Raw genomic sequence first — 19,599 nt, forward strand, 5'->3', positions numbered from 1 at the left:
CGCTGATGCCAGTAACTCCTTTGACTGACTCAAAACATCTGACAATAGCAATCCGTCGCGCCACTGCTTTCCCGATGCGCAAGCCTGAACATCCAGGCCTGTTGCTGCAGCGTTGCTATCTGGCACCACTTCAACTAACGCAATCAGACCTGGCCAGAATGCTTGGTATCTCCCGTCGCAGAGTGAACGAAATCGTTAATGGGCAGCGGGCGATTACGGCTGATACCGCACTTAAACTGGCTCAGCAGTTCCACACCAGCCCAATGTTCTGGCTGGAAAAACAGCAGCTGTGGGAGTTGTATCAGGCTTTGCGATCCAGGTCTGTGCGCGACTGACAGGCTGTTGTCTGGTTTGCTGTGGAATCTCCGGCATCTGAGTGGATGCAGAGCTTGAGTGGAATGGAACCTTCCATTTTGTTGTTTTTCTGGAAGGCTGGTGTTCTTCTGAATTGCTCATGTGCTTGTAACCACCCCCGTTACATCTGTGCTTATTGCAGATTATTGATCTGGCACAAGTCTTGATAATCATCTTTCCACCTGTTGATAAACCAAGTTGCCAGCCTGGCGGCTAACGCTTGATCGAGGCATGTGTGGATAAACAATTTCTGATTCTGGGTATTGGTAACCTGCTGTGGGCTGACGAAGGCTTTGGCGTACGCTGTGTGGAGTACCTCAACCAGCATTTTGAATTTCCGGCCAATGTCGAGCTGTTGGATGGCGGCACCCAAGGCTTGTATCTGGTGCAGCATGTACAGGCTTGCGATGTCCTGATGGTGTTCGATGCGATCGACTACGGTCTGGAACCGGGCACCATGAAAATCATTCGTGATGACGATGTGCCGAAGTTTATGGGCGCCAAGAAAATGAGTCTGCATCAGACCGGTTTTCAGGAAGTACTGGCGACTGCCGAATTCGCCGGTGGTTATCCTGATGAGCTGCTGCTGGTCGGTGTGCAGCCAGAAGCGCTGGAAGACTTTGGTGGCAGCCTGCGTGATGTGGTACGGGCGCAAATCGAGCCTGCTGTAAAGGTCGTGCTGGACTTTATGGCCGAGCGCGGCCTGGTGCCACAACGCCGTGAGCAGGTACTGGATTCCACCGAACTGTCACCCAATCAGCTGGCGATGGCCGATTACGAAGCCGGTCGGCCAGCTGAAGATGCTGCTTGTCGTCGCGGCGATATCCGCTTTATTCCCTCTACCTGCCTGCAGGGAGACAGCAACTGATGTGCATCGGTATTCCCATGCAGGTTGTGGCGCTGGATTCATTGGCGCTGACGGCCCGCTGTCAACGCTGGGGCGAGTCTGATGTCCTTGCCGATACGGCCGACACCCCACTGGAAACGGTTGATCTGTCATTGGTTGGTCTGGTCGAGCCGGGCCAGTGGTTGCTGGTATTTCTTGGCGCTGCCCGAGAGTGTCTCACGCCTGTTCGGGCCGAGCAGGTTGGCATGGCCCTGCAAGCGTTACAACAACTCGACAGTGGTGATCTCAGTGGTCTTGACCACTTGTTTGCTGACCTTAACCGCGAACCTCAGTTACCAGACCACTTACAAGCAGCCCTGCATACGACGACTGCCCGCACGGCGGAGGAATCCTGAATTATGTCTGCTCATCCCCTGATCCAGCGGCTGCTGGATGAATTTCACTATCCACTGCTGGCCAGTAGCACCATCGATGAGTTTGTTGGCAGCCATGAATTCAGTGTGTTGTTCTTTACCGAAGACCCAACCAAAGTGAAAGAGTCACTGGACGTTGCGGTGGTGTTGCCTGAGTTGGTGGCGGTTTTTCCACAACTGGCGGCGGCGGTGATTGATCGTGACTCGGAAAAGCAGCTGCAGGGCCGTTATCACTTTGTGACCTGGCCTGCGCTGGTGTTTCTCAAGCGCGGTGATTTCCTCGGCAGCATTATCAAGATCCAGAACTGGGACGATTACCTCCAGCAGATTCCGGACATTCTCAAACGCCAGCCGCAAGCCGTTGTTGCTGCGACTGAAGCCTGAAGCGCCGGAATCTCAAGGAGACACAGATAATGAAAGGCGATATTCCTCTGTTTGACCTGTCAGCCTTGACGGCGGCAAATGAAGCTGAAGCCTTGGGTATCAATGTTGGTAACAGCTTTGCCAATCCTCTGGCTGGCACCGGGCTGGTAGGGCCGGGTTCGCATCAGGAAGACATGGTTCTGAACTATATGGAAATGCCGAAGGAAATGGATACCTTCGACATTCCAGTGCTGCCCGAGGTGGAAGACCTGGCTGAGCATCCACAAGCCGGACAGGTACTGCAACAGCTACAGCAGGCGCTTGATCAATTTGCTGCCGGGGCGGACATCTCTGCCAGCCAGCTGATTTCACTGGATGGCGTATCCGCCGAGGCCTGTGCGTTGTTGTATCAGACCTTGGGCGAAGGCGAGGTTGCTTTGGTGGTACTGGAAACTGCACAACAGCCCGCCCGCTTGCGGGTGCAGGAAACCGTGCTGGCAGGGGTTTGGTGGGTACAGCAAGTAGCAGCTGACCAGCTGGTACATCAGTGGCTCGAAGTCGGCGCGATTCCGGCTGCGGTGCTGAGCGACGCTTTCCCGGCAATACAGGCCAGTAGCTTTGAGCTGGGTGAATTGCCCGCCGGTTTGCTGAATGGTGCATCGGTGATGGTGGAGTTGCTCGACAAGGCCGCTGCCCATACCGAACAGGCGTTCGAACAACCGCATGTGGTTAACCTCAGTCTGCTGCCGTTCTCGGCTGAAGATCAGTTGTACCTGAATCAGCGTCTCGGTAATGGCCGGGTGGTGGTGTTGTCGCGTGGTTACGGTAACTGCCGCATCAACAGCACCGCAGTGAACGGTATCTGGCGGGTGCAGTATTTCAACAGCACCGACCAGCTGATTCTCGACACCCTCGAAGTGGTGCGAGTACCACAGGTGGCCTGTGCGGCGCGGGAAGATCTGGAAGACTCCGCCGAACGCCTGCGGGAAATTTATGACGCCCTGTTACCGGCCTGAGGAAACCTGATGACGGAACCACAGCAGAAAGGTTTTGAAGGCAGCTATCTGGGTGATAACAGCCAGCTGGCTGATAACGCCGTACTGGAATGCAAGATTTGCTGGTATCAGTACCAGCCTGAAGAGGGGGACGAGGTCTGGCAAATTGCGCCAGGCACGCCGTTCAGCCAGTTACCGGATCACTGGTGCTGCCCGCAATGTGATGGCGACAAGGACCAGTTCATGATTGTTGATTGATCAATATCAAGAGGTAATTGATTTGTCTATTCCCGCGTCCGAGCAGATCGAACAGTTGTACCATCAAGCCGCTGAACGCATGCGCTTTTTGTCGCTCTATCACGAACCCTTGAGCGTTGAACTGCTGGGCTGGCAGGCTTTACCTGCAGCGAACAGTCCTGATCAGATTGGCGACGAAATTGGTGTCGGCGTGTTGGTCACTCCCTGGTGTATGAACCTGCTGGCGGCCGGGATGAGCGAGGGCCGGGTAGGCGATAACTGGTTGCTTGAGTTACCCGGTGGCAACTTTGAGCTGACCCTGGCTCATGATGAACAGCTGGGCTTTTATGCCAGTGGCTCTCTGGTGTCGATGATGCAGCAATTTGATTCCATGGATGCCGCCCGGGCGTTTGCCTGGCAGGCACTGGAACTGGTAATGCCAAAGCCGCCGGAAACTGTCGTACAGGACAAGGCAACGCCGACTCTGATGTCACGGCGGGGACTGTTTCGTTCGCTTGCTGGTGGTATCACCAGCGAAGCCAGTACGGCGACCGGCAGCTGAGTAATGGCGGCAGGGGCTGGGAGTTTACAGGTCACGCTGACGTGGCAGTCAGGCCGTATTGTAACGGTCGATAGTCAACTGCAGCGGCCGTTGGCGGCGATTAATCAGTTGTTGCAAAGACACGGCCCTGAGCAGGCCTGTCAGATCCTGCCACTGTTATTTGCTGTCTGTGGTGAAGCCCACAGCCTGGCGGGCAGGCTCGCCAGTGGTGTGCTGAATCCGTCCAGAGACTCGTTGCACAGTTCCCTGCGAGGGGTGTTACTGGAAAATATTCGTGAATACCTGCTGCGCTGGAAGCAGCACTGGTATTTGCCGTTTAACCAGGCTGAATTTCAGCAGCAGCTGAAAGCGGTGAATCAGGCGATCCGCCAGCAGGATGAGTGGGCCATTGCGCTGGCGGCTGAGAATCTGCAAACCTGGCTGCAACAAGCGGGTGGTCTGTCACGCTGGCAGCGTCATTTCCGGTTGCAGCTGGAGCGCGAACTTGGTCCGACGAGTCGGCTGCAACTGCCTCCCCAGACCCGTGACTGGCAGCAATTCGAGCCTGCAGTGGCTGCTGGCCAGCAAGGTTATAGTGGAGCGGGCGCCAGCGCTTTACTGGAAGTGGGAAACAAAACCCTGATAGAACGCCTGTCCGGTATGCTGGAACAGCAATGGCAAGGTTTGCAGCACTGTTTGCAGGCGCTGGTTCAGGGTTCGATTGCCGTGGCTGACTGGCTGGCCTGTCGGGCTGAGGGGAATGGCTCAGATGAACAGCGTGAAGGCTGGGTAAAAACCTCGCGCGGCTGGCTATTACATCGACTGGCTGCGCCAGTTGATGGCTCTCTTGTTGATGGTTCTGTGGCTGATGGGCATCTGGACTGGCAGATTTATGCGCCGACCGATGTGAATTTTTGCGGCCCGTTGCTGGCGTGTTTATTAACCGGCATCGAGGCTTCAGAGGCGCAAGCCAGAATCCTTGCCCAACGACTCATGCTGGCGCTGGACCCCTGTGTGGAAGGGCAAATTGAATTGATAAACTTGTCTAACGACACGTCAGGCTCTGCTGTGACTGCGACAGGGCTGCGAGGAGAACATCCGGATGCATGAGATGTCGATTGCAGAAGGCATTATTCAGGTGATTGAAGAACAGGCGCGGGTACAGGCATTCAGCAAGGTCAATGCGGTATGGCTGGAAATCGGCCCGTTGGCCTCGGTGGAAAAGGAAGCCCTGAGCTTTTGTTTTGATGCCGTTACTCGCCATACGCTGGCAGAGGGCGCACGCTTGCAAATTATTGATTTGCCCGGTCAGGCCTGGTGTCTTGGCTGTAGCCAGACAGTGGCAGTAACCCAACGTTTTGACAGCTGTCCGCATTGTGGTGGATATCAGCTGCAGGTCACCGCTGGTGATGAACTCAGAATCAAAGAACTGGAGGTGGTTTGATGTGTACGGTTTGTGGATGCAGTGAAGGCGAAACCCGCATCGAAGGGCAGGCCTCCGGGCATCATCACCCTCATTCCCATGATCATCATCATGACGGCCATTCTCACAGCCACTCACATGATCATTCGCATGACCACAGTCATGAGCATGAGCAGCGGCTGGCACCGCTGAACAATAATCTGCAGCTGCCTGAAGGTCTCGACAGTGCGGTGTTTGTGGCCAGCGCCAGTGGTCAGGATCTGCATTACGGCAAGGGTGCTGCTCATGCCCACGCGCCCGGACTGAGTCAGGCCCGGATGGTGCAGATCGAACAGGATATTCTTGGCAAGAACGACCGCTACGCGGCGGTTAACCGCAGTCGTTTTGAACAACTGAACCTGCTGGCACTGAATCTGGTGTCCAGCCCGGGTTCCGGCAAAACCACCTTGCTGACCGAAACCATCAAGCTGTTGGGCCAGCGTTGGCCAATGGCAGTGATTGAAGGTGACCAGCAAACCAGCAACGATGCCGACCGCATTCGTGCAACGGGTGTCCAGGCGATTCAGGTCAATACCGGCAAGGGCTGTCACCTGGATGCCCATATGGTGGGGCATGCTCTCGACCGGCTTGAACAACTGGACGGCGGTACGCTGTTTATCGAAAACGTTGGCAACCTGGTGTGCCCGGCGGCGTTTGATCTTGGCGAAGCCCACAAGGTGGCGATTCTGTCGGTCACAGAAGGTGAAGACAAACCGCTGAAATACCCGGATATGTTCCATGCTGCCGATCTGATGATTCTCAACAAGGTCGACCTGCTACCGTATCTGGATTTTGACGTTGACGCCTGTATCGACGCCGCGCGGCGGGTGAACCCGAACATTCAGGTACTGCAATGCTCCGCCCGCAGTGGTGAAGGCATGGACAGCTGGCTGAACTGGATTGAACAACAGCGCGGCGAGCGTATTCAGGCCCGCATCCAGCGCTTGAAAGACCAGATGCTCCAGCTGGAGTCACTGCTCTGATGGCTATTTCCCGTCGCCCAATCGTATTGTGCGTAGACGACGAACTGCGCTCGCTGGAAACCCTCAAGCGCACCCTCGATGATGAATTTGAAGTCGTGTGTGCCAGCACTGGCCAGAAAGCGCTGGAAATACTCGAACGCCAGCCCATTTCGGTGGTGGTGTGTGACCAGCGTATGCCAGGTATGACCGGGGTTGAGTTACTCACCCAGGTGCGTCAGCAATGGCCCAATACCGCGCGGCTGATTCTGTCTGGCTACACCGACTCCGAAGACATTATTCGTGGCCTCAACGAAGCCGGGATTTTCCAGTACATCACCAAGCCCTGGCACCCGGACCACCTGTTACTGGCATTGCGTAATGCCTGCCGGCTGGTGTCGCTGGAAAGTGAAAACGCCTTGTTGGCGACCGAAATGCGGCTTACCACCAATCAGGCGGAAGCCCGCATCGAAGAGAAAAAGGCCCGTTTGCGGCAGCAGTTTGCCCTCGACGAAATCGTTCGCGCCAGTGCCAGCCCGTTGAATGCCATCTGTGAGCGGGTGCAGCAAATCGCCCCTTACGACATCAGCGTAATGATCAATGGTCCATCGGGCACGGGTAAGGAACTGTTTGCCCGCGCACTGCATTACAACAGCCTGCGCGCCAATAAACCCTTTGTGGTGGAAAACTGCGGTGCCATGCCGGATGACCTGTTGGCATCGGAGCTGTTTGGCCATCGCAAGGGCGCTTTCACTGGAGCTATGCACGACCATATCGGCCTGTTTGAGCAGGCTGATGGCGGTACCATTTTCCTCGACGAAATCGGCGATGTGTCAGCGGCCTTTCAGGTGATGCTGCTGCGGGTGCTGCAGGAGCGGGAAATCCGTCGGGTTGGCGATGACAAGCGACGACCGATTGATGTGCGGGTAATTGCCGCCACCAACCGTGACCTTGAAGCCGAAGTTGCCGCCGGACGTTTCCGGGAAGACCTCTATTACCGGCTTGCCGAAATGACGCTGAGCCTGCCGCCACTGTCGGGTCGCAAGATGGATATTCCGGTACTGGCCAATTATTTCCTCCATCAGGCCAGCGATGCCTTCGATAAAGACGCCAGTGGTTTTACCGACGGCGCCCTGCAGGCGCTGAGTAACTGGCAGTGGCCGGGTAACGTGCGTGAGTTGCAGAACGAAGTGCGTCGTATGCTGGTGCTGGCCGAAGGCGATACCCTTGGTGCCGAGCTGATCAGCCCGCGGCTGTTACGTCATCTGCCAGACTCGGTCGATGCCGAACCCATTCTTGAAGCGCTGTTGCGACGCCAGGAAGGCTGGAGCGAAGGCAGCACCCTGAAGGACAAAACCGAGTTGCTGGAAAAGCAGCTGCTGCGCGAAACCATGATCCGCCACAAGTGGAACAAGAGTCGCGCCGCTGATGAACTCGGACTGTCGCGGGTTGGTCTGCGCGCCAAGCTGGAACGATACGGGCTGGAGCCGCTGGCCTGATGGCACCTGCCAGTTCGATAACCAGACCTGACCCGACCTTTGACCAACAACGGCAAGGTTTGCGATTACAGGTTGACGGCCAGGTACAAGGGGTGGGTTTCCGGCCTTTTGTATATCGACTGGCGAGTCAGTTGCAGCTGACTGGACAGGTGTTCAATCGTGCTGGCAGCGTCATCATTGAACTGGTTGGCAAGCCCGGGCTGTTACTGCAGTTTCAGCAACAGCTGCCACAGCAAGCTCCGCAGCTGGCACAGATTCGTGCTGTGATCGCCGAACCGGCTGACGACTTGCTGGCACAGCCATGGCGTGAGTTTGAGATTATCCACAGCGAGGCCACGACGGCTGCTACGTTGGATATCACTCCGGATGCCGCCCCTTGTGCCGATTGTCTGGCCGAGATGGCTGACCCGCACAACCGCCGTTATCACTACGCCTTCACCAACTGCACCCAGTGCGGCCCGCGTTATACCCTGATCAGGCAGCTACCGTACGACCGTTCGAATACCTCGATGGCTGTGTTTGGCCAATGCCCGGCTTGTGAGGCGGAATACCGGCAGCCGAACAACCGGCGCTTTCACGCCCAACCCAACGCCTGTCCGGATTGCGGCCCGCAACTCTGGTTGCAACGTGCTGGCAGCGAAATTAACGACAGCCCGATAAATGCTGGTCAGGCAAGCACGGCAAACAGTGACGAACTACTGCAACAGACACTGGCAGCCTTGCTGGATGGCCAGATTGTTGCGCTCAAGGGGGTTGGCGGCTTCCATCTGGTTTGTGATGCGACTAACCCGGCAGCGATTGCTCGCTTGCGTCAGCGTAAACAGCGTCCAGCCAAACCCTTTGCGGTGATGCTGGCCAACACGGGCCAGGCTGCTGAATGGGGAAAAATTTCTGCCAAAGCCAACGACTGGCTGACCTCGCCAGCAGCCCCGGTGGTGGTGGTTCCACAAGTTCCAGGCGCCAGCCCACAACGCCAGCAAGCGTTGGCTCAGTTAGCGCCGGGGCTTGACGCCATTGGCTTGATGCTGCCGCAAAGCCCGCTGCACTGGCTGTTGTTTGAATTGGCCAGACAGCATTTTGATAAAGCCGATCTGGCGCTGGTGATGACCAGTGGCAATCGCTCCGGCGAACCGCTGCTGATTGATAATCAGCAGGCGTTGCAGCAGCTGCAAGGCATTGCCGACCTCTGGTTGCTGCATAACCGCGATATTCTGGTACGGAACGACGACAGTGTGGTGGCCTGTATGGCCGAGCCTGATTTGTTTGCTGACCAAACCCCGGACGCTGAAGACAGCCTGATATTGAGAATTGGCCGTGGTCTGGCACCGCTGGCGCTGCAGCTACTTGCCGATCAACAGCCCGCATCTGTACTGGCGTTAGGCGGTTATCTGAAAAATACCATCGCCCTGAACAATGGTCCGCAGGTCGCGATTTCCCAACATCTGGGCGATATGGATCAGCCGGACAATTGCCGCCGTTTGCAGCAAACCGTTCACCATTGGCTGCAGTTGATGCAGGTACAGCCGCAAGCGATTGCCTGTGACTTGCACCCGGAAGGTTTTGTGGCCCGGCTGGCACGGCAGTTGTCAGACGATCTGCAGCTGCCCTTGATTGAAGTGCCGCATCATCAGGCCCATCTGGCCAGTGTGCTGGCCGATCTTGGCTGGCCACAACAGCAGGCTGTGTTGGGGCTGGCACTGGATGGTTTTGGCCTTGGCTGGGATGGTCTCGCCCGTGGCGGTGAATTATTGCGGCTGCAAGCGGGTCAGTTTGAACCCCTGGGCGCTTTGTCCGCCTTGCCGATGCCGGGTGGTGATCTGGCCAGTCGTGAGCCCTGGCGTTTGAGCGCCGCTGTACTGTTGCAGCTGGGGCTGGATCTGGCCGCGATTGAGGCGCTGGGTTTACAGCTGCCATCAACAGCCGCGCTGCCGATGCTACAGCACCAGGTGGCGCGGGGCATTAATTGTCCATCGACCACCAGTGGCGGGCGCTGGTTTGATGCGGTGGCGGGGTTGCTGGGCGATCAGCTGGGATTGCAGCAGGGCCGTCAGAGTTACGAAGGTGAAGCAGCGATGCGGCTGGAAGCGCTGGCGCGTAGCTGGTTACGCCAGCAGCCAGAGGATTTTGCGTCGCTGCTGTTGTCTGTAAATCGACCTGATCGGCCGTTAGGTGAAAGCGTCGAGCTCAACCTGTATCCGCTGTTCAGCCAGCTGGTTGAACGCAAGAGTGCCGCCAGTTCGGCGGCAGAAATCGCCGCCGTCTTTCATCTGCAACTGATTCAGCAGCTGGGTTACTGGATCGAACAGCAGCTGGATCAGCATCCCGCCTTGCCCAGAGCGGTGGTTTTGTCTGGAGGCTGCCTGCAGAACAGCTTGCTGCGTCAGGGCTTGCGAGTCTGGTTGCGCAGCCGGGCAATCGAACCACTGTTACCGAAACAGCTGCCGCTTAACGATGGTGGTCTGGCGCTGGGACAGCTGGCGGTGGCCTGCCAGCAGTTGTCGTCTTCCGGTTTCCAGTCTTCTGGTTACAGGCCTTCAGATTACCGACTTTCAGATTCTCGAACGATAGCAACAGGAGAGCCGCATGTGCCTCGCCATTCCGGTGCAAATTGAATCCATTGAGGATGAGTTCACCGCCATCGCCAACATTGGTGGGCTGCGCAAGCAGATCAATATCTCGCTGGTGGACGATCTCAAGGTCGGTGAATACGTGATCCTGCATGTTGGCTTTGCGTTAAAAAAGCTGGATGAGGCTGAAGCGCTGAAGACGCTGGCGATGTTCGCGGAAATGGGCATCAATCTGAACGACGAGCTGGAGTCGGATGTGTCTGAGACGCCGGTAAGTGATGAGGTCAGCCGCTGATGAAATACGTTGACGAATTTCGTGATGGCAGCCTGGCGCGGCAGCTGGCGGCAGCGATTGCGGCAGCAGCCCGACCAGAGCGGAATTATCACCTGATGGAATTCTGTGGTGGCCATACCCATGCGATTTTCCGTTATGGTCTGCCGGACTTGCTGCCCGCCAATGTGCAGCTGATTCATGGCCCGGGCTGCCCGGTCTGTGTGTTGCCCATTGCCCGGCTGGATATGGCAATGGCGCTGGCCAAACACCCTGACATCATTCTGTGTACCTATGGCGACATGCTGCGGGTGCCGGGTTCCGGCCGTACCAGCCTGCTGAAGATTCGTGCCGAGGGCAACGACGTACGGATGGTGTATTCACCGGCCGACTGTATTGCCCTGGCGCAGCAGCATCCTGACCGTCAGGTGGTGTTTTTTGCCATCGGTTTTGAAACCACTACGCCGCCGACTGCCGTGATTATCGAACAGGCGTCCAGACTGGGGCTGAAAAACCTTTCGGTATTCTGCAACCATGTGCTGACTCCGGCTGCCATGCACGGCATTCTGGATACCCGAGAATCCGGCGAAGCGCTGAAACTCGACGGTTTTATCGGCCCGGCTCACGTCAGCACTGTGATTGGTTCGGATCCTTACGAACCGTTTCCGCAGCAATATGGCACCCCGGTGGTGATTGCCGGCTTTGAACCTCTCGACGTGCTACAGGCGATTCTGATGCTGATTCGCCAGCTCAACGATGGTCGTGCTGTGGTCGAAAATGAATTCACCCGTGCGGTCACCGCGACCGGCAATGAAAAAGCCAGACAGATTACCGAACGTGTGTTTGAAGTGCGGGATCAGTTTGAATGGCGCGGGCTGGGTTTTGTACCGCACAGCGCGCTACAGATTCGAGAGCAATATCGCGAGCTGGATGCGGAACAACGTTTTGCTGACGTGCTGCAACAGCACGCCGAGCGTATTCAGCTGGTGCCGAAAGACAACAAGGCCTGCGAATGCCCGCAGATTCTGCGTGGCGTGAAAAAACCGCGCGACTGCAAGCTGTTCGATAATCCCTGTACGCCGGATAACCCACTGGGCTCCTGCATGGTGTCGTCGGAAGGGGCGTGTGCGGCGTATTACCAGTACGGCCGAGTGATGGAAAGCTGACTGCGCTCATAAAGTATTTTTTCGCGAATAAATTCGCTCCTGCAAAACCAGCGATTGCTTTGTCGTTGTAGGAGGGAATTTATTCCCGATATACCGCTCTCGACGCCCGACCTGAAAACAAACAACGAGATAACCCATGGCACGTATCGACTGGAACAACGGCAAGGTAGAGATGATTCACGGCAGCGGTGGCCGGGCCATGCAGCAGCTTATTTCCGAATTGTTTGCGGTTGAGTTCAACAACGAATTTCTGAACCAGGGCAACGATGGTGCTGTGTTGCCGCTGACCCTGCCGTGCTCGCCGGATGGTGCCCGGCTGGTTATGGCAACCGATGCCCATGTGGTGTCGCCGTTGTTTTTCCCAGGCGGAGACATTGGTTCGCTGAGTGTTCACGGCACCATCAATGATGTCGCCATGAATGGTGCGGCACCGCTGTATTTGTCGGCGGCGTTTGTGCTGGAAGAAGGTTTTCCGCTGGCCGATCTCAAACGTATTGTGCAGTCGATGGCACGTGCAGCGTTGGAGGCACGAGTGCCGATTGTGACCGGCGATACCAAGGTGGTGGAGCGCGGCAAGGGCGACGGTGTGTTTATCACCACAACCGGTATTGGTGCGGTGCCGCCGCCGGTGGATTTGTCGGGCAGTTACGCCCGGCCGGGCGACCGGATTCTGGTTTCCGGCTCGATGGGGGACCACGGTGTGACCATTCTGTCGCTGCGGGAGAGCCTGGGCTTTGAGTCAGAATTGCAGTCGGATACCCAGTCGTTGCACGGGCTGGTAGCGGAAATGCTGACTCATGTCGATTCGATTCGTTGCTTACGCGACCCGACCCGGGGTGGTCTGGCCAACACGCTGAATGAGTTGGCGCATCAGTCTGGCGTTGGCATGCATTTGCAGGAAGCGGCCATCCCGGTCAAGCCTGTGGTGGCATCGGCCTGTGAATTCCTCGGGCTCGACCCTCTGTACGTTGCCAACGAAGGCAAGCTGATCGCAATTTGTGCAGCGGCAGACGCCGACAAGCTGCTGCAGGTAATGCGCTCCCATCCATTTGGCCAGGAAGCAGCGATCATTGGTGAGGTGATCGAAGACAGCAATCGGTTTGTCCAGATGACGACGCGTTTTGGTGGTCGGCGGATGGTCGACTGGCTCAACGGCGAGCAGTTGCCGAGGATTTGCTGATGCTCGCCAGCGGCGATTCGGACCAGTCTGGAAAACGAATCGCCACCGCAAAAATATTTGTCCCCTTTTAAGGTTCCCGAGCGTCTTATCCTGTATAAGCCCCGTCGCCCAGAGCGCAGCATCCGGTTTTATTTCAGCCGTTCACCAAAGTGTCATTCTCCAGTGTTTTGATGGCGAAATCTTCGTCTTGAAATTGGGAATGGCTATGAAACTGTTCAGCCAGCCTGCGGACTCCGGTATGGCAGAGAATACTGCCGAGGTAACTCCCGGTTATGAACAACAGCTGACGCGGGAAATCCCTCAGCTGCGCCGCTTTATCCGCAGCCAGGTGAATAATCCCCATGATGCGGAAGACCTGTTGCAGGATACGCTGGTGCGTTCCTTACAGAGCCCGTCGCGTCAACAGGTTCAGAGTCCGCTTGCCTATGGTTTGCAGGTGGCTCGCTCGGTGATTTTTGATTTCTGGCGCAAGGACAAGCGGCAGCCGGAAGCGATGGCAGAATTACCGGAAGCGGCAACGATGGCGCTGGATGATGAGCATATGGCCCGCCAAAAGCTTGATTGCGTCAGTCAGGTGTTACAGCAGATGCCGGCGTTACGGCGGCAGGTGTTTCTGATGCGGCGGCTGGAAGGCAAGTCGCGTGAGGCCATTGCTGCTGAACTCGGGCTGGCCGATGAGTCGGTCAAAAAACACATCACCAGGGCCATGGTGGATCTTGCCCGGGCAGTCGAACGACATGAGCGTGGGCTATGAATAAACAGCAAGGGGATTCCGTGACCAGAGATCAGTCTGCATCTTTGTCGTCCTCCCCCGTAGTAACAGGACAATCTCAAACCATCATGCAAGCGATGATTTCAGACGAGCTGCTGGAGCAGGCCAGCGACTGGTATGACCGGCTGGATGAGCTGGATACCCATGAGCTGAAGGCCTATCACCAATGGTTACAAGCCGATGAACAGCATCGTGCGGCAGCCGCTTATATCGCCCGTTATTTTGTTGCCGAAGAGCCGCTGTTGGCTGACGCCGCAATGACCCTTGGTGAGCCAGAAATGGCCGCCCAGCGGGATGAGGAGGAGCGCACCGTAGCTGCTCAAGCTGCGGTATCCGGCTGGCGTAACTGGTTTAACCCCGCAGCCTGGGCGTTTAAGCCGGCCGCCGTGATGGCGCTGCTGGTATTCGTGGTGATGTTGCCGCTGCTGTGGTGGCAAGGCGTGGCTACTGAGCCTGCCGTGAAGCTGCAGCAGTTCGCGACGGCGACCGGTGAGCGCCAACAGCTCAAACTGGACGATGGTTCGCAGGTGGTTCTGAACGCTGCCAGTCAGCTGTCGGTCGCCTTGTCTGACCAGCAACGGTTGGTGAATCTGCCACAGGGAGAAGCCTTTTTTTCGGTCGCCCGCGACGTCGAACGGCCGTTTGTGGTGGATACCGGTATTGGTCAGGTACGGGTACTGGGCACGGCTTTCAATGTTGATCGGTCCGGCGATGGGCTGGTGGTTACAGTTGAACACGGAGTGGTGGAAGTCAGCGCCCGCGGCGTCAAATATCGGTTGTTTGCTGGTGATGGTTTACGTTTGCAGGGCAGCGAGATCCAGCGCTTTAACGAGGCTGATGCCGGTAACTGGCGCACTGGCTGGCGCCAGGTCAACAAGGAACCACTGACGGATTTGATCAGCCATTTACGTAGTTATACAGATAAAACGATCACGGCCGACGGGCTGGATGATGGCCTGGTGTTTTCCGGTCGTTACAGTCCGGATGACGTCGAAGGTACGCTGGCGCTGGTGGGGGATTTATTTGGTCTGCAGCTGAGTGTTACGGCGTCGGAAATTCGCCTGGCGGCACCGCAGTAAAGCTCGGTGCCGGGTAATCCGGGCGCAGGGGCAGGACATGTCCTGACCTGACCGGGGCTGATCATAAATTACAGCAGCGACTTCAGCTGCTGTAATCGCTGTTGCTGCTGCTCTCGCGGTAACGGCCGTTCGATTTGCTCTGGCAAAGCCGGAGCTATCTCCATCTGAATATCTTCACCATTCTGCAAACGACGCAGCAGAATTTCATAGTTACGTTTGAACACCGGGTAAGCCACTTCCTCGATGTTGTTGGCGAGGAAAAACCAGTCACTGGCACGGCCGGCGTAATACACCGCCGGGTGGCTCCAGCGATATTCCTGTTTGGGCGACGGTGCCCGGCAGGCTTCCATATAGGCGCGGTGGGGATCGGGCAAGCCCAGTACGTCGGCGATGTCACAACGTGCCACCACCTCGTGCACATTCGGCAGCCAGCCGCTTTCCTTCACGGCCTTTTCAGCCGCCCGCATGATCACATCGCCGCGGTAATCAACCAGCAGCCGCGACCACAGCCGCTTGGCCATGATCAGGGTATCGTGGTCTGGAAAGGCCTTCAGAAACTGGTTGTGATAGTTGAAGCGAAACAGCTCAAAAATCTGGTTGATGGCTTCTTTCTGTTCAACACTGGGCTGCTTGCTGGCTGTGTTGTCACCAGCTGGTGTCGTTGAGTCGGCGGACGCTGGCTTCAGCTGTTGAGTAACCCGGTTCAGTAGCTGATGTGTCGCTTGCGGTTCCATTGACGGCTCCTGGTTGGGCCAAACGCTTGCCCCACTGCTGTTTGATGTATTGCAGGAAACGGCTGTTCCAGCTGTTGTGGACCTGGCCGGACTCGCGCCAGTAGAGCACAAATTCGGCAACCCGTTCACGGGCAAATTGCGAGTCGATGTGTGACATCGCCAGAATGTCGTAGCAATCCTGTGAAGGCTGCCAGTTGCGTTCAATCGGCAGTGGTACGTTGGAGTGCTCCATCGAGGCGCTGTAACGCGCCCACTGCATCCGAATGTGCTGAATAAACTTGCTGTTCCAGGTTTTCATTACATCGCCACGTTCCTGCCAGTAGAGCACAAACTCGGGGATGGCATCGTTGATGTACTGATCGTCAACGCCGGAGCGCTGCAGAATCTGGAGGGCATCCTCGCTGGGACGCCAGTTGGCCGGAATCGGACCTGCTTCTTCCTGCGCGACCTGAAAGGCACTGCCATCGCGCCACTGGTCGAGCTGTTTATCCTGCTGCTTCTGGCTGCGCTGGGCATCGTTCTGGGCATAAACCCACTGGGTTTTTACATGGCGGAAAAAGCGGGTATTCCAGTCGTTACGGTTGGCTCCCTGCTCCTGTCCCTGCAATAAAAAGGTGTCGCGCTGGGCCCATACAAAACTCTGCGGAATGCCATGCTGCTGCAAGCGGATAAGGGTGTCCTGGCTGGGTTGCCAGTCTTGTCCCAGCGGCTGATGACGGGCAGGGACTGATGCCGTGGCTGTCTGGCTCGCTGCTGTCTGGCTCGCTGCTGCCGGGCTGCTGGTGCCGCGTGGCGAAGCTGACTGCGGTTGCCATTGTTGGTGGGCCGCCGGACGTTCGGCGATGGCTGCCGATGGCGCAGCCAGGCTGGCAGGCTCAGTGCCTGCAAAACTGACCACCAGAGTGACGGATTCCGGGTACATGGGGCTGTGTAACTGCAACAGTCCCTTGTCTATCAGGCTCGCGAGAGTGCGACGAATGCTGACGTCGTCCCAGAATGGCAGCTGCTGGCGTACGGTTTCACGACTCAGACGAATGCCATTGCGACTGCTGTCAGGCTGCATCATGGCGGCCTGATTAAACACAGTCAGCAGTACGGCATCTTCCAGGCCAATGGTGGCAGCCAGGGTGACTGACAGCGGCAGGGTGATGTCTGAAAACAGCGGGTGATTGCTCATACGGAAATCTGGGCCATCAGTAGTTGGCAATGGGTAGTTGGCAATGCGTCGGTGACGAACAGAGTCTGGCGAGCAGCTGCCAGCAAAAAATCGTCAGCTGGTTATTGTAGCGGTTTTAGCCGATGCACTGCAGTGCCTGTACCGACTTGTTACAAATTAGGCGTAGCGGGCCAGGAGGATTGTTCAGCTGACGGATCTGCCCGTTCGGTTATTACCCTCACTGCAGCGATAGGTCGGCTGGCAGCCAGCCGTTATAGTCGCAAGGGATTGCTCTGGAGACCTGTATGACAACTGAATCAAGCGATAAACAGAACCACGAATTAAACGGCGAATGGTTGCCGCTGCAAAATATCGATCCCCATTGTTTTGCCTGTGGCCCGGATAATCCGCAGGGACTGCATATGCATTTTGCGACCGATGGCAAGCGTATTCGCGCCCGGCTGGTGGTACCTGAACATGTACGTGGCTGGAGCAATATCGCCCATGGTGGTGTAACAACGACCGTGCTGGACGAAACCATGGCCTGGGCCTGCATTTATTTTCTGCATCAGTTCCCACTGACCCGTGATATCCAGGTCCGTTTCCGCAAGCCTGTGATGGTAGGAGACCAACTGACTGCCATAGCCAGCCTGCAAAGTCTCGATGAGAAACGTCGCAAGTTAATCATCAGTGCCAGTCTCTACAACCAGCAGCAACAATTGGTGGCAACGGCTGAGGGGGATTTTGCACCTTTCCTGCCAGCGGATTTTGCCGCGCTGAAGCTGGTGCCTGAAGAAGATCTGCAGCGCCTGACGGCGATGTTTTCAGAACAACCTGCTGGCATGCCTGAATAAGGCTGCTGTGGAATAAACGAGGGATAAAAGTGCCGGAATAAATCTCAGCCTTCCGGGCTTGGTGTCGCAGGTTGGGGACGTGTTCTGCCCAGGTTCAGAAGAACCTGGCCAGTAATCCGGGTTTTTTCTGGATGCGCATCTTCAGCTTGCCTTCCGCATGCTGACTCAGTTCCTCGAAGCGTTCGCGAATGTAGTCGCTGCTGCCAGATGCCTTGACAATTTTTTCCTGCGCCATGCCAAAGGTCTGTTGCCACAGGCATTTGGGTTTCCATTCATCCGGTACGTTCCCGACCGGCACCACCAGTTCGGTATCACGCAGGAAAAATTCGACATACAGGGAAATGCGCGGTTTGAACGACGACACTACAGTACTGACCCGACTTTCAATTGACCATTGGCCACCGCGTTTGATCGTCAGGTCTGTGTGGTGATGAATGGCCCCACGGATACTGAATTGATCAAATCTGAAAGTATGCTGCTCCACGGCTTGCCGGGTTACTTCTTTGCTCATGAACCACTCCTGTTGGTAAACACCATTCATAAGTCCAGCCAGTCATTCTTGTTTTCTGCACCAGTGCCCTGCCAGTCGCTTGTTGATCAAGATGTCATTTGGAAGGGCCGACCAATGCTGACTCACGCAAGTGTCAAAATAAAGAACTCTGTAACGAAATTTGTTCTCAAATGGACAATCAGTGAGTTCGTGTATCAATTGTTCACTGTGCTGGACTTTGGTGTGAAAAATACATTGATTGTTCGTATTTTTCTATCTGCTTGTTCCGTAATAAATTGTAAGTACAAATTATTGTTCCAAATTTGTTTTTTATCAGGATCAGTCGTGAAAATGCTAATCGGTTTGAGCTTCTGTGAAATCGATCATAAGACTGAATTTGAAGAGTAACTGTCGGGTTTGTCTTTTTTGATTGTTTTTTGAGCAGTCTTCTGTTTTGGTGAAAGTTTGTTCAGTTTTCGGTTTTGGCGTCTTTGCCACCACAGATAAACCCCGGTATAGACCAGCCAACTGGTAAGCAGGCCACTTAGCAGTAAAACCAGCTGCCAGGCGATACCAAACACCTGGCCCATATGCAGGGCATAAATCCAGCGGGTGATGGTGTTGCCGGCATATTGGCCGCTCGGGAATGTCACCAGCAGGCGTTCGCCGCTGCGACTGTCAAAGAAAATCTGGGTCTTGCTCTGATCGTCGGCAAGATCACGGTCGGAGTTGACCCGATAGCGATAGGTCCCGCGATTGCGATTGTAATCCAGTGTGCCTTCGGCCCGGATATCGACCTGATAGTCCTGCTCAACGGCGGCGACCAGCAGACGAGCTTGTGTCAGTGCCGCAGCGAAGTCGAGATCCAGGCTGCTGTCCCGTTGGTGGTCACTGGCTGGCAAGTGGTGATTGGGGTTCTGGTAGCCGAACAGCGGCACCATCACGGCCTCATAAACGGGCTTCAGATTCAAACCCACGCTGGACCAGGCAAACATCAATAACAACAGCCAGATCCACAAGCCGCCAGCCCGATGCCAGTCGAATCGGTAGCTGAGTTTTTTGCCGCTGTTTCTGATCGTCAGAGCCCGTTGCCAGCGTTGCCACAATGGTTTTCTGCCCGGTCGTTTTGACCTCGGTGGCGCCGCGATCCAGAGCGCAGCGAAGCAGTCGATTGTCCATACCAGCGCAACGATGCCGAGGATGGTGGCTCCAGTGGTTCCGGCAATGGCCAGTTTGCGGTGCAGCAAATAGATAAAACCCGGCAGGTTACGCCAGCTTTCGCTGAGTTTGCCATGGGTGCGCTGGCCGAGAATCTGGCCGGAATAGGGGTCAACAAACAGCTGGTCGAACTGATCCGTGCCTTTGACGTAAAACAGCGTGCTCTGGCCTGGCGTGCTGTCGAGTGGCAGTCGGGTGATACTGCCGCCATGATGATTGGCGTAGTCTCGGGCAATGGCCAGCTGTTCAACAGCCGTTAGTTGTTGGGCTGCCGGGGTTACCGTCATCAGCTGCGGGTTCAGTGCATGATCAAGCTCATGATAGAACGCCAGCACGGCGCCAGTCAGCGCCGTCAGCAATACAAACGGGGCCAGACAAAGTCCGGCCCAGCGGTGAACAACCACCAGGGTATGGCGGCTCAGTAATGGTTGCATTACCTGTC

At 56.3% G+C, this 19,599-nt stretch carries 22 protein-coding genes; 18 read left to right on the forward strand and 4 right to left on the reverse strand.

Going from position 1 to position 19,599, the window contains the following annotated elements; translation table 11 throughout:
* Positions 1-5: 5 nt before the first annotated feature.
* The 17 genes from K6123_RS11220 to K6123_RS11300 all read left to right on the forward strand — a co-directional run bounded on the left by K6123_RS11220 (position 6) and on the right by K6123_RS11300 (position 14,705).
* A complete protein-coding gene (locus tag K6123_RS11220) occupies positions 6-335 on the forward strand; it encodes a HigA family addiction module antitoxin (protein ID WP_221797707.1) in 330 nt (109 codons plus the stop codon).
* Positions 336-589: 254 nt separating this feature from the next.
* On the forward strand, positions 590-1,222 hold the full coding sequence (locus tag K6123_RS11225; protein WP_343223985.1) for a HyaD/HybD family hydrogenase maturation endopeptidase: 633 nt from the start codon (positions 590-592) through the stop codon (positions 1,220-1,222).
* Positions 1,222-1,596: a HypC/HybG/HupF family hydrogenase formation chaperone gene (locus tag K6123_RS11230; RefSeq protein ID WP_221797712.1), complete on the forward strand. Its 375-nt coding sequence runs from the start codon at positions 1,222-1,224 to the stop codon at positions 1,594-1,596. The genes K6123_RS11225 and K6123_RS11230 overlap by 1 nt, the downstream gene beginning before the upstream one ends.
* A 3-nt stretch (positions 1,597-1,599) precedes the next feature.
* Positions 1,600-1,998 (forward strand): thioredoxin domain-containing protein, encoded by a 399-nt coding sequence (locus tag K6123_RS11235; protein WP_221797713.1) that lies wholly within the window; start codon positions 1,600-1,602, stop codon positions 1,996-1,998.
* 29 nt (positions 1,999-2,027) lie between these two features.
* On the forward strand, positions 2,028-2,993 hold the full coding sequence (locus tag K6123_RS11240) for a hydrogenase expression/formation protein (protein WP_221797715.1): 966 nt from the start codon (positions 2,028-2,030) through the stop codon (positions 2,991-2,993).
* Between the two features lie 9 nt (positions 2,994-3,002).
* Positions 3,003-3,230, forward strand: coding sequence for a rubredoxin (locus K6123_RS11245; RefSeq protein WP_246624733.1), 228 nt, complete (start codon positions 3,003-3,005; stop codon positions 3,228-3,230).
* A 22-nt stretch (positions 3,231-3,252) separates the two neighbouring features.
* The gene (gene hybE / locus K6123_RS11250; RefSeq protein WP_221797717.1) at positions 3,253-3,771 is read left to right on the forward strand and encodes a [NiFe]-hydrogenase assembly chaperone HybE; all 519 of its coding nucleotides are present in this window, start codon (positions 3,253-3,255) and stop codon (positions 3,769-3,771) included.
* A 3-nt stretch (positions 3,772-3,774) separates the two neighbouring features.
* A complete protein-coding gene (locus K6123_RS11255) occupies positions 3,775-4,860 on the forward strand; it encodes a hypothetical protein (protein ID WP_221797719.1) in 1,086 nt (361 codons plus the stop codon).
* Between the two features lies 1 nt (position 4,861).
* Positions 4,862-5,194, forward strand: coding sequence for a hydrogenase maturation nickel metallochaperone HypA (hypA, locus tag K6123_RS11260; protein WP_246624734.1), 333 nt, complete (start codon positions 4,862-4,864; stop codon positions 5,192-5,194).
* Positions 5,194-6,195, forward strand: a complete 1,002-nt coding sequence (gene hypB / locus K6123_RS11265; RefSeq protein ID WP_221797723.1) for a hydrogenase nickel incorporation protein HypB — start codon at positions 5,194-5,196, stop codon at positions 6,193-6,195. The genes hypA and hypB overlap by 1 nt, the downstream gene beginning before the upstream one ends.
* The gene (locus tag K6123_RS11270; RefSeq protein WP_221797724.1) at positions 6,195-7,670 is read left to right on the forward strand and encodes a sigma-54-dependent transcriptional regulator; all 1,476 of its coding nucleotides are present in this window, start codon (positions 6,195-6,197) and stop codon (positions 7,668-7,670) included. The genes hypB and K6123_RS11270 overlap by 1 nt, the downstream gene beginning before the upstream one ends.
* The gene (hypF, locus tag K6123_RS11275; protein ID WP_221797726.1) at positions 7,670-10,282 is read left to right on the forward strand and encodes a carbamoyltransferase HypF; all 2,613 of its coding nucleotides are present in this window, start codon (positions 7,670-7,672) and stop codon (positions 10,280-10,282) included. The genes K6123_RS11270 and hypF overlap by 1 nt, the downstream gene beginning before the upstream one ends.
* Positions 10,254-10,532 carry a HypC/HybG/HupF family hydrogenase formation chaperone gene (locus K6123_RS11280; RefSeq protein ID WP_221797728.1) on the forward strand — a complete coding sequence of 93 codons (279 nt, stop codon included), beginning with the start codon at positions 10,254-10,256 and terminating at the stop codon, positions 10,530-10,532. Before hypF ends, K6123_RS11280 begins: the two co-directional genes overlap by 29 nt.
* Entirely contained in the window at positions 10,532-11,674 is a 1,143-nt protein-coding gene (gene hypD / locus K6123_RS11285; protein ID WP_221797730.1) for a hydrogenase formation protein HypD, read from the forward strand. The genes K6123_RS11280 and hypD overlap by 1 nt, the downstream gene beginning before the upstream one ends.
* Positions 11,675-11,810: 136 nt before the next feature.
* Positions 11,811-12,854 carry a hydrogenase expression/formation protein HypE gene (gene hypE / locus K6123_RS11290; RefSeq protein WP_221797732.1) on the forward strand — a complete coding sequence of 348 codons (1,044 nt, stop codon included), beginning with the start codon at positions 11,811-11,813 and terminating at the stop codon, positions 12,852-12,854.
* A gap of 205 nt (positions 12,855-13,059) precedes the next feature.
* On the forward strand, positions 13,060-13,608 hold the full coding sequence (locus tag K6123_RS11295) for an RNA polymerase sigma factor (protein WP_221797735.1): 549 nt from the start codon (positions 13,060-13,062) through the stop codon (positions 13,606-13,608).
* Between the two features lie 86 nt (positions 13,609-13,694).
* A complete protein-coding gene (locus K6123_RS11300) occupies positions 13,695-14,705 on the forward strand; it encodes a FecR family protein (protein ID WP_221797736.1) in 1,011 nt (336 codons plus the stop codon).
* A 68-nt stretch (positions 14,706-14,773) separates the two neighbouring features.
* On the opposite strand, the gene K6123_RS11305 is transcribed toward K6123_RS11300, so the two are convergent.
* Positions 14,774-15,439, reverse strand: a complete 666-nt coding sequence (locus tag K6123_RS11305) for a replication protein P (RefSeq protein ID WP_221797738.1) — start codon at positions 15,437-15,439, stop codon at positions 14,774-14,776.
* Positions 15,351-16,616, reverse strand: a complete 1,266-nt coding sequence (locus tag K6123_RS11310) for a DnaT-like ssDNA-binding domain-containing protein (RefSeq protein WP_221797740.1) — start codon at positions 16,614-16,616, stop codon at positions 15,351-15,353. The genes K6123_RS11305 and K6123_RS11310 overlap by 89 nt, the downstream gene beginning before the upstream one ends.
* A 284-nt stretch (positions 16,617-16,900) precedes the next feature.
* Between K6123_RS11310 and K6123_RS11315 the strand changes: the two genes are divergently transcribed.
* Positions 16,901-17,449: a PaaI family thioesterase gene (locus K6123_RS11315; RefSeq protein WP_221797741.1), complete on the forward strand. Its 549-nt coding sequence runs from the start codon at positions 16,901-16,903 to the stop codon at positions 17,447-17,449.
* Between the two features lie 94 nt (positions 17,450-17,543).
* Here the strand turns inward: K6123_RS11315 and K6123_RS11320 are convergent, their stop codons facing one another.
* Complete coding sequence (locus K6123_RS11320; protein ID WP_221797743.1) at positions 17,544-17,960, reverse strand: hypothetical protein; 417 nt, start codon at positions 17,958-17,960, stop codon at positions 17,544-17,546.
* A 362-nt stretch (positions 17,961-18,322) separates the two neighbouring features.
* Complete coding sequence (locus K6123_RS11325) at positions 18,323-19,591, reverse strand: PepSY-associated TM helix domain-containing protein (protein WP_221797745.1); 1,269 nt, start codon at positions 19,589-19,591, stop codon at positions 18,323-18,325.
* Positions 19,592-19,599 lie beyond the last annotated feature (8 nt).

This window comes from Oceanobacter mangrovi (assembly GCF_019740315.1).
GTDB lineage: Bacteria > Pseudomonadota > Gammaproteobacteria > Pseudomonadales > Oceanobacteraceae > Oceanobacter > Oceanobacter mangrovi.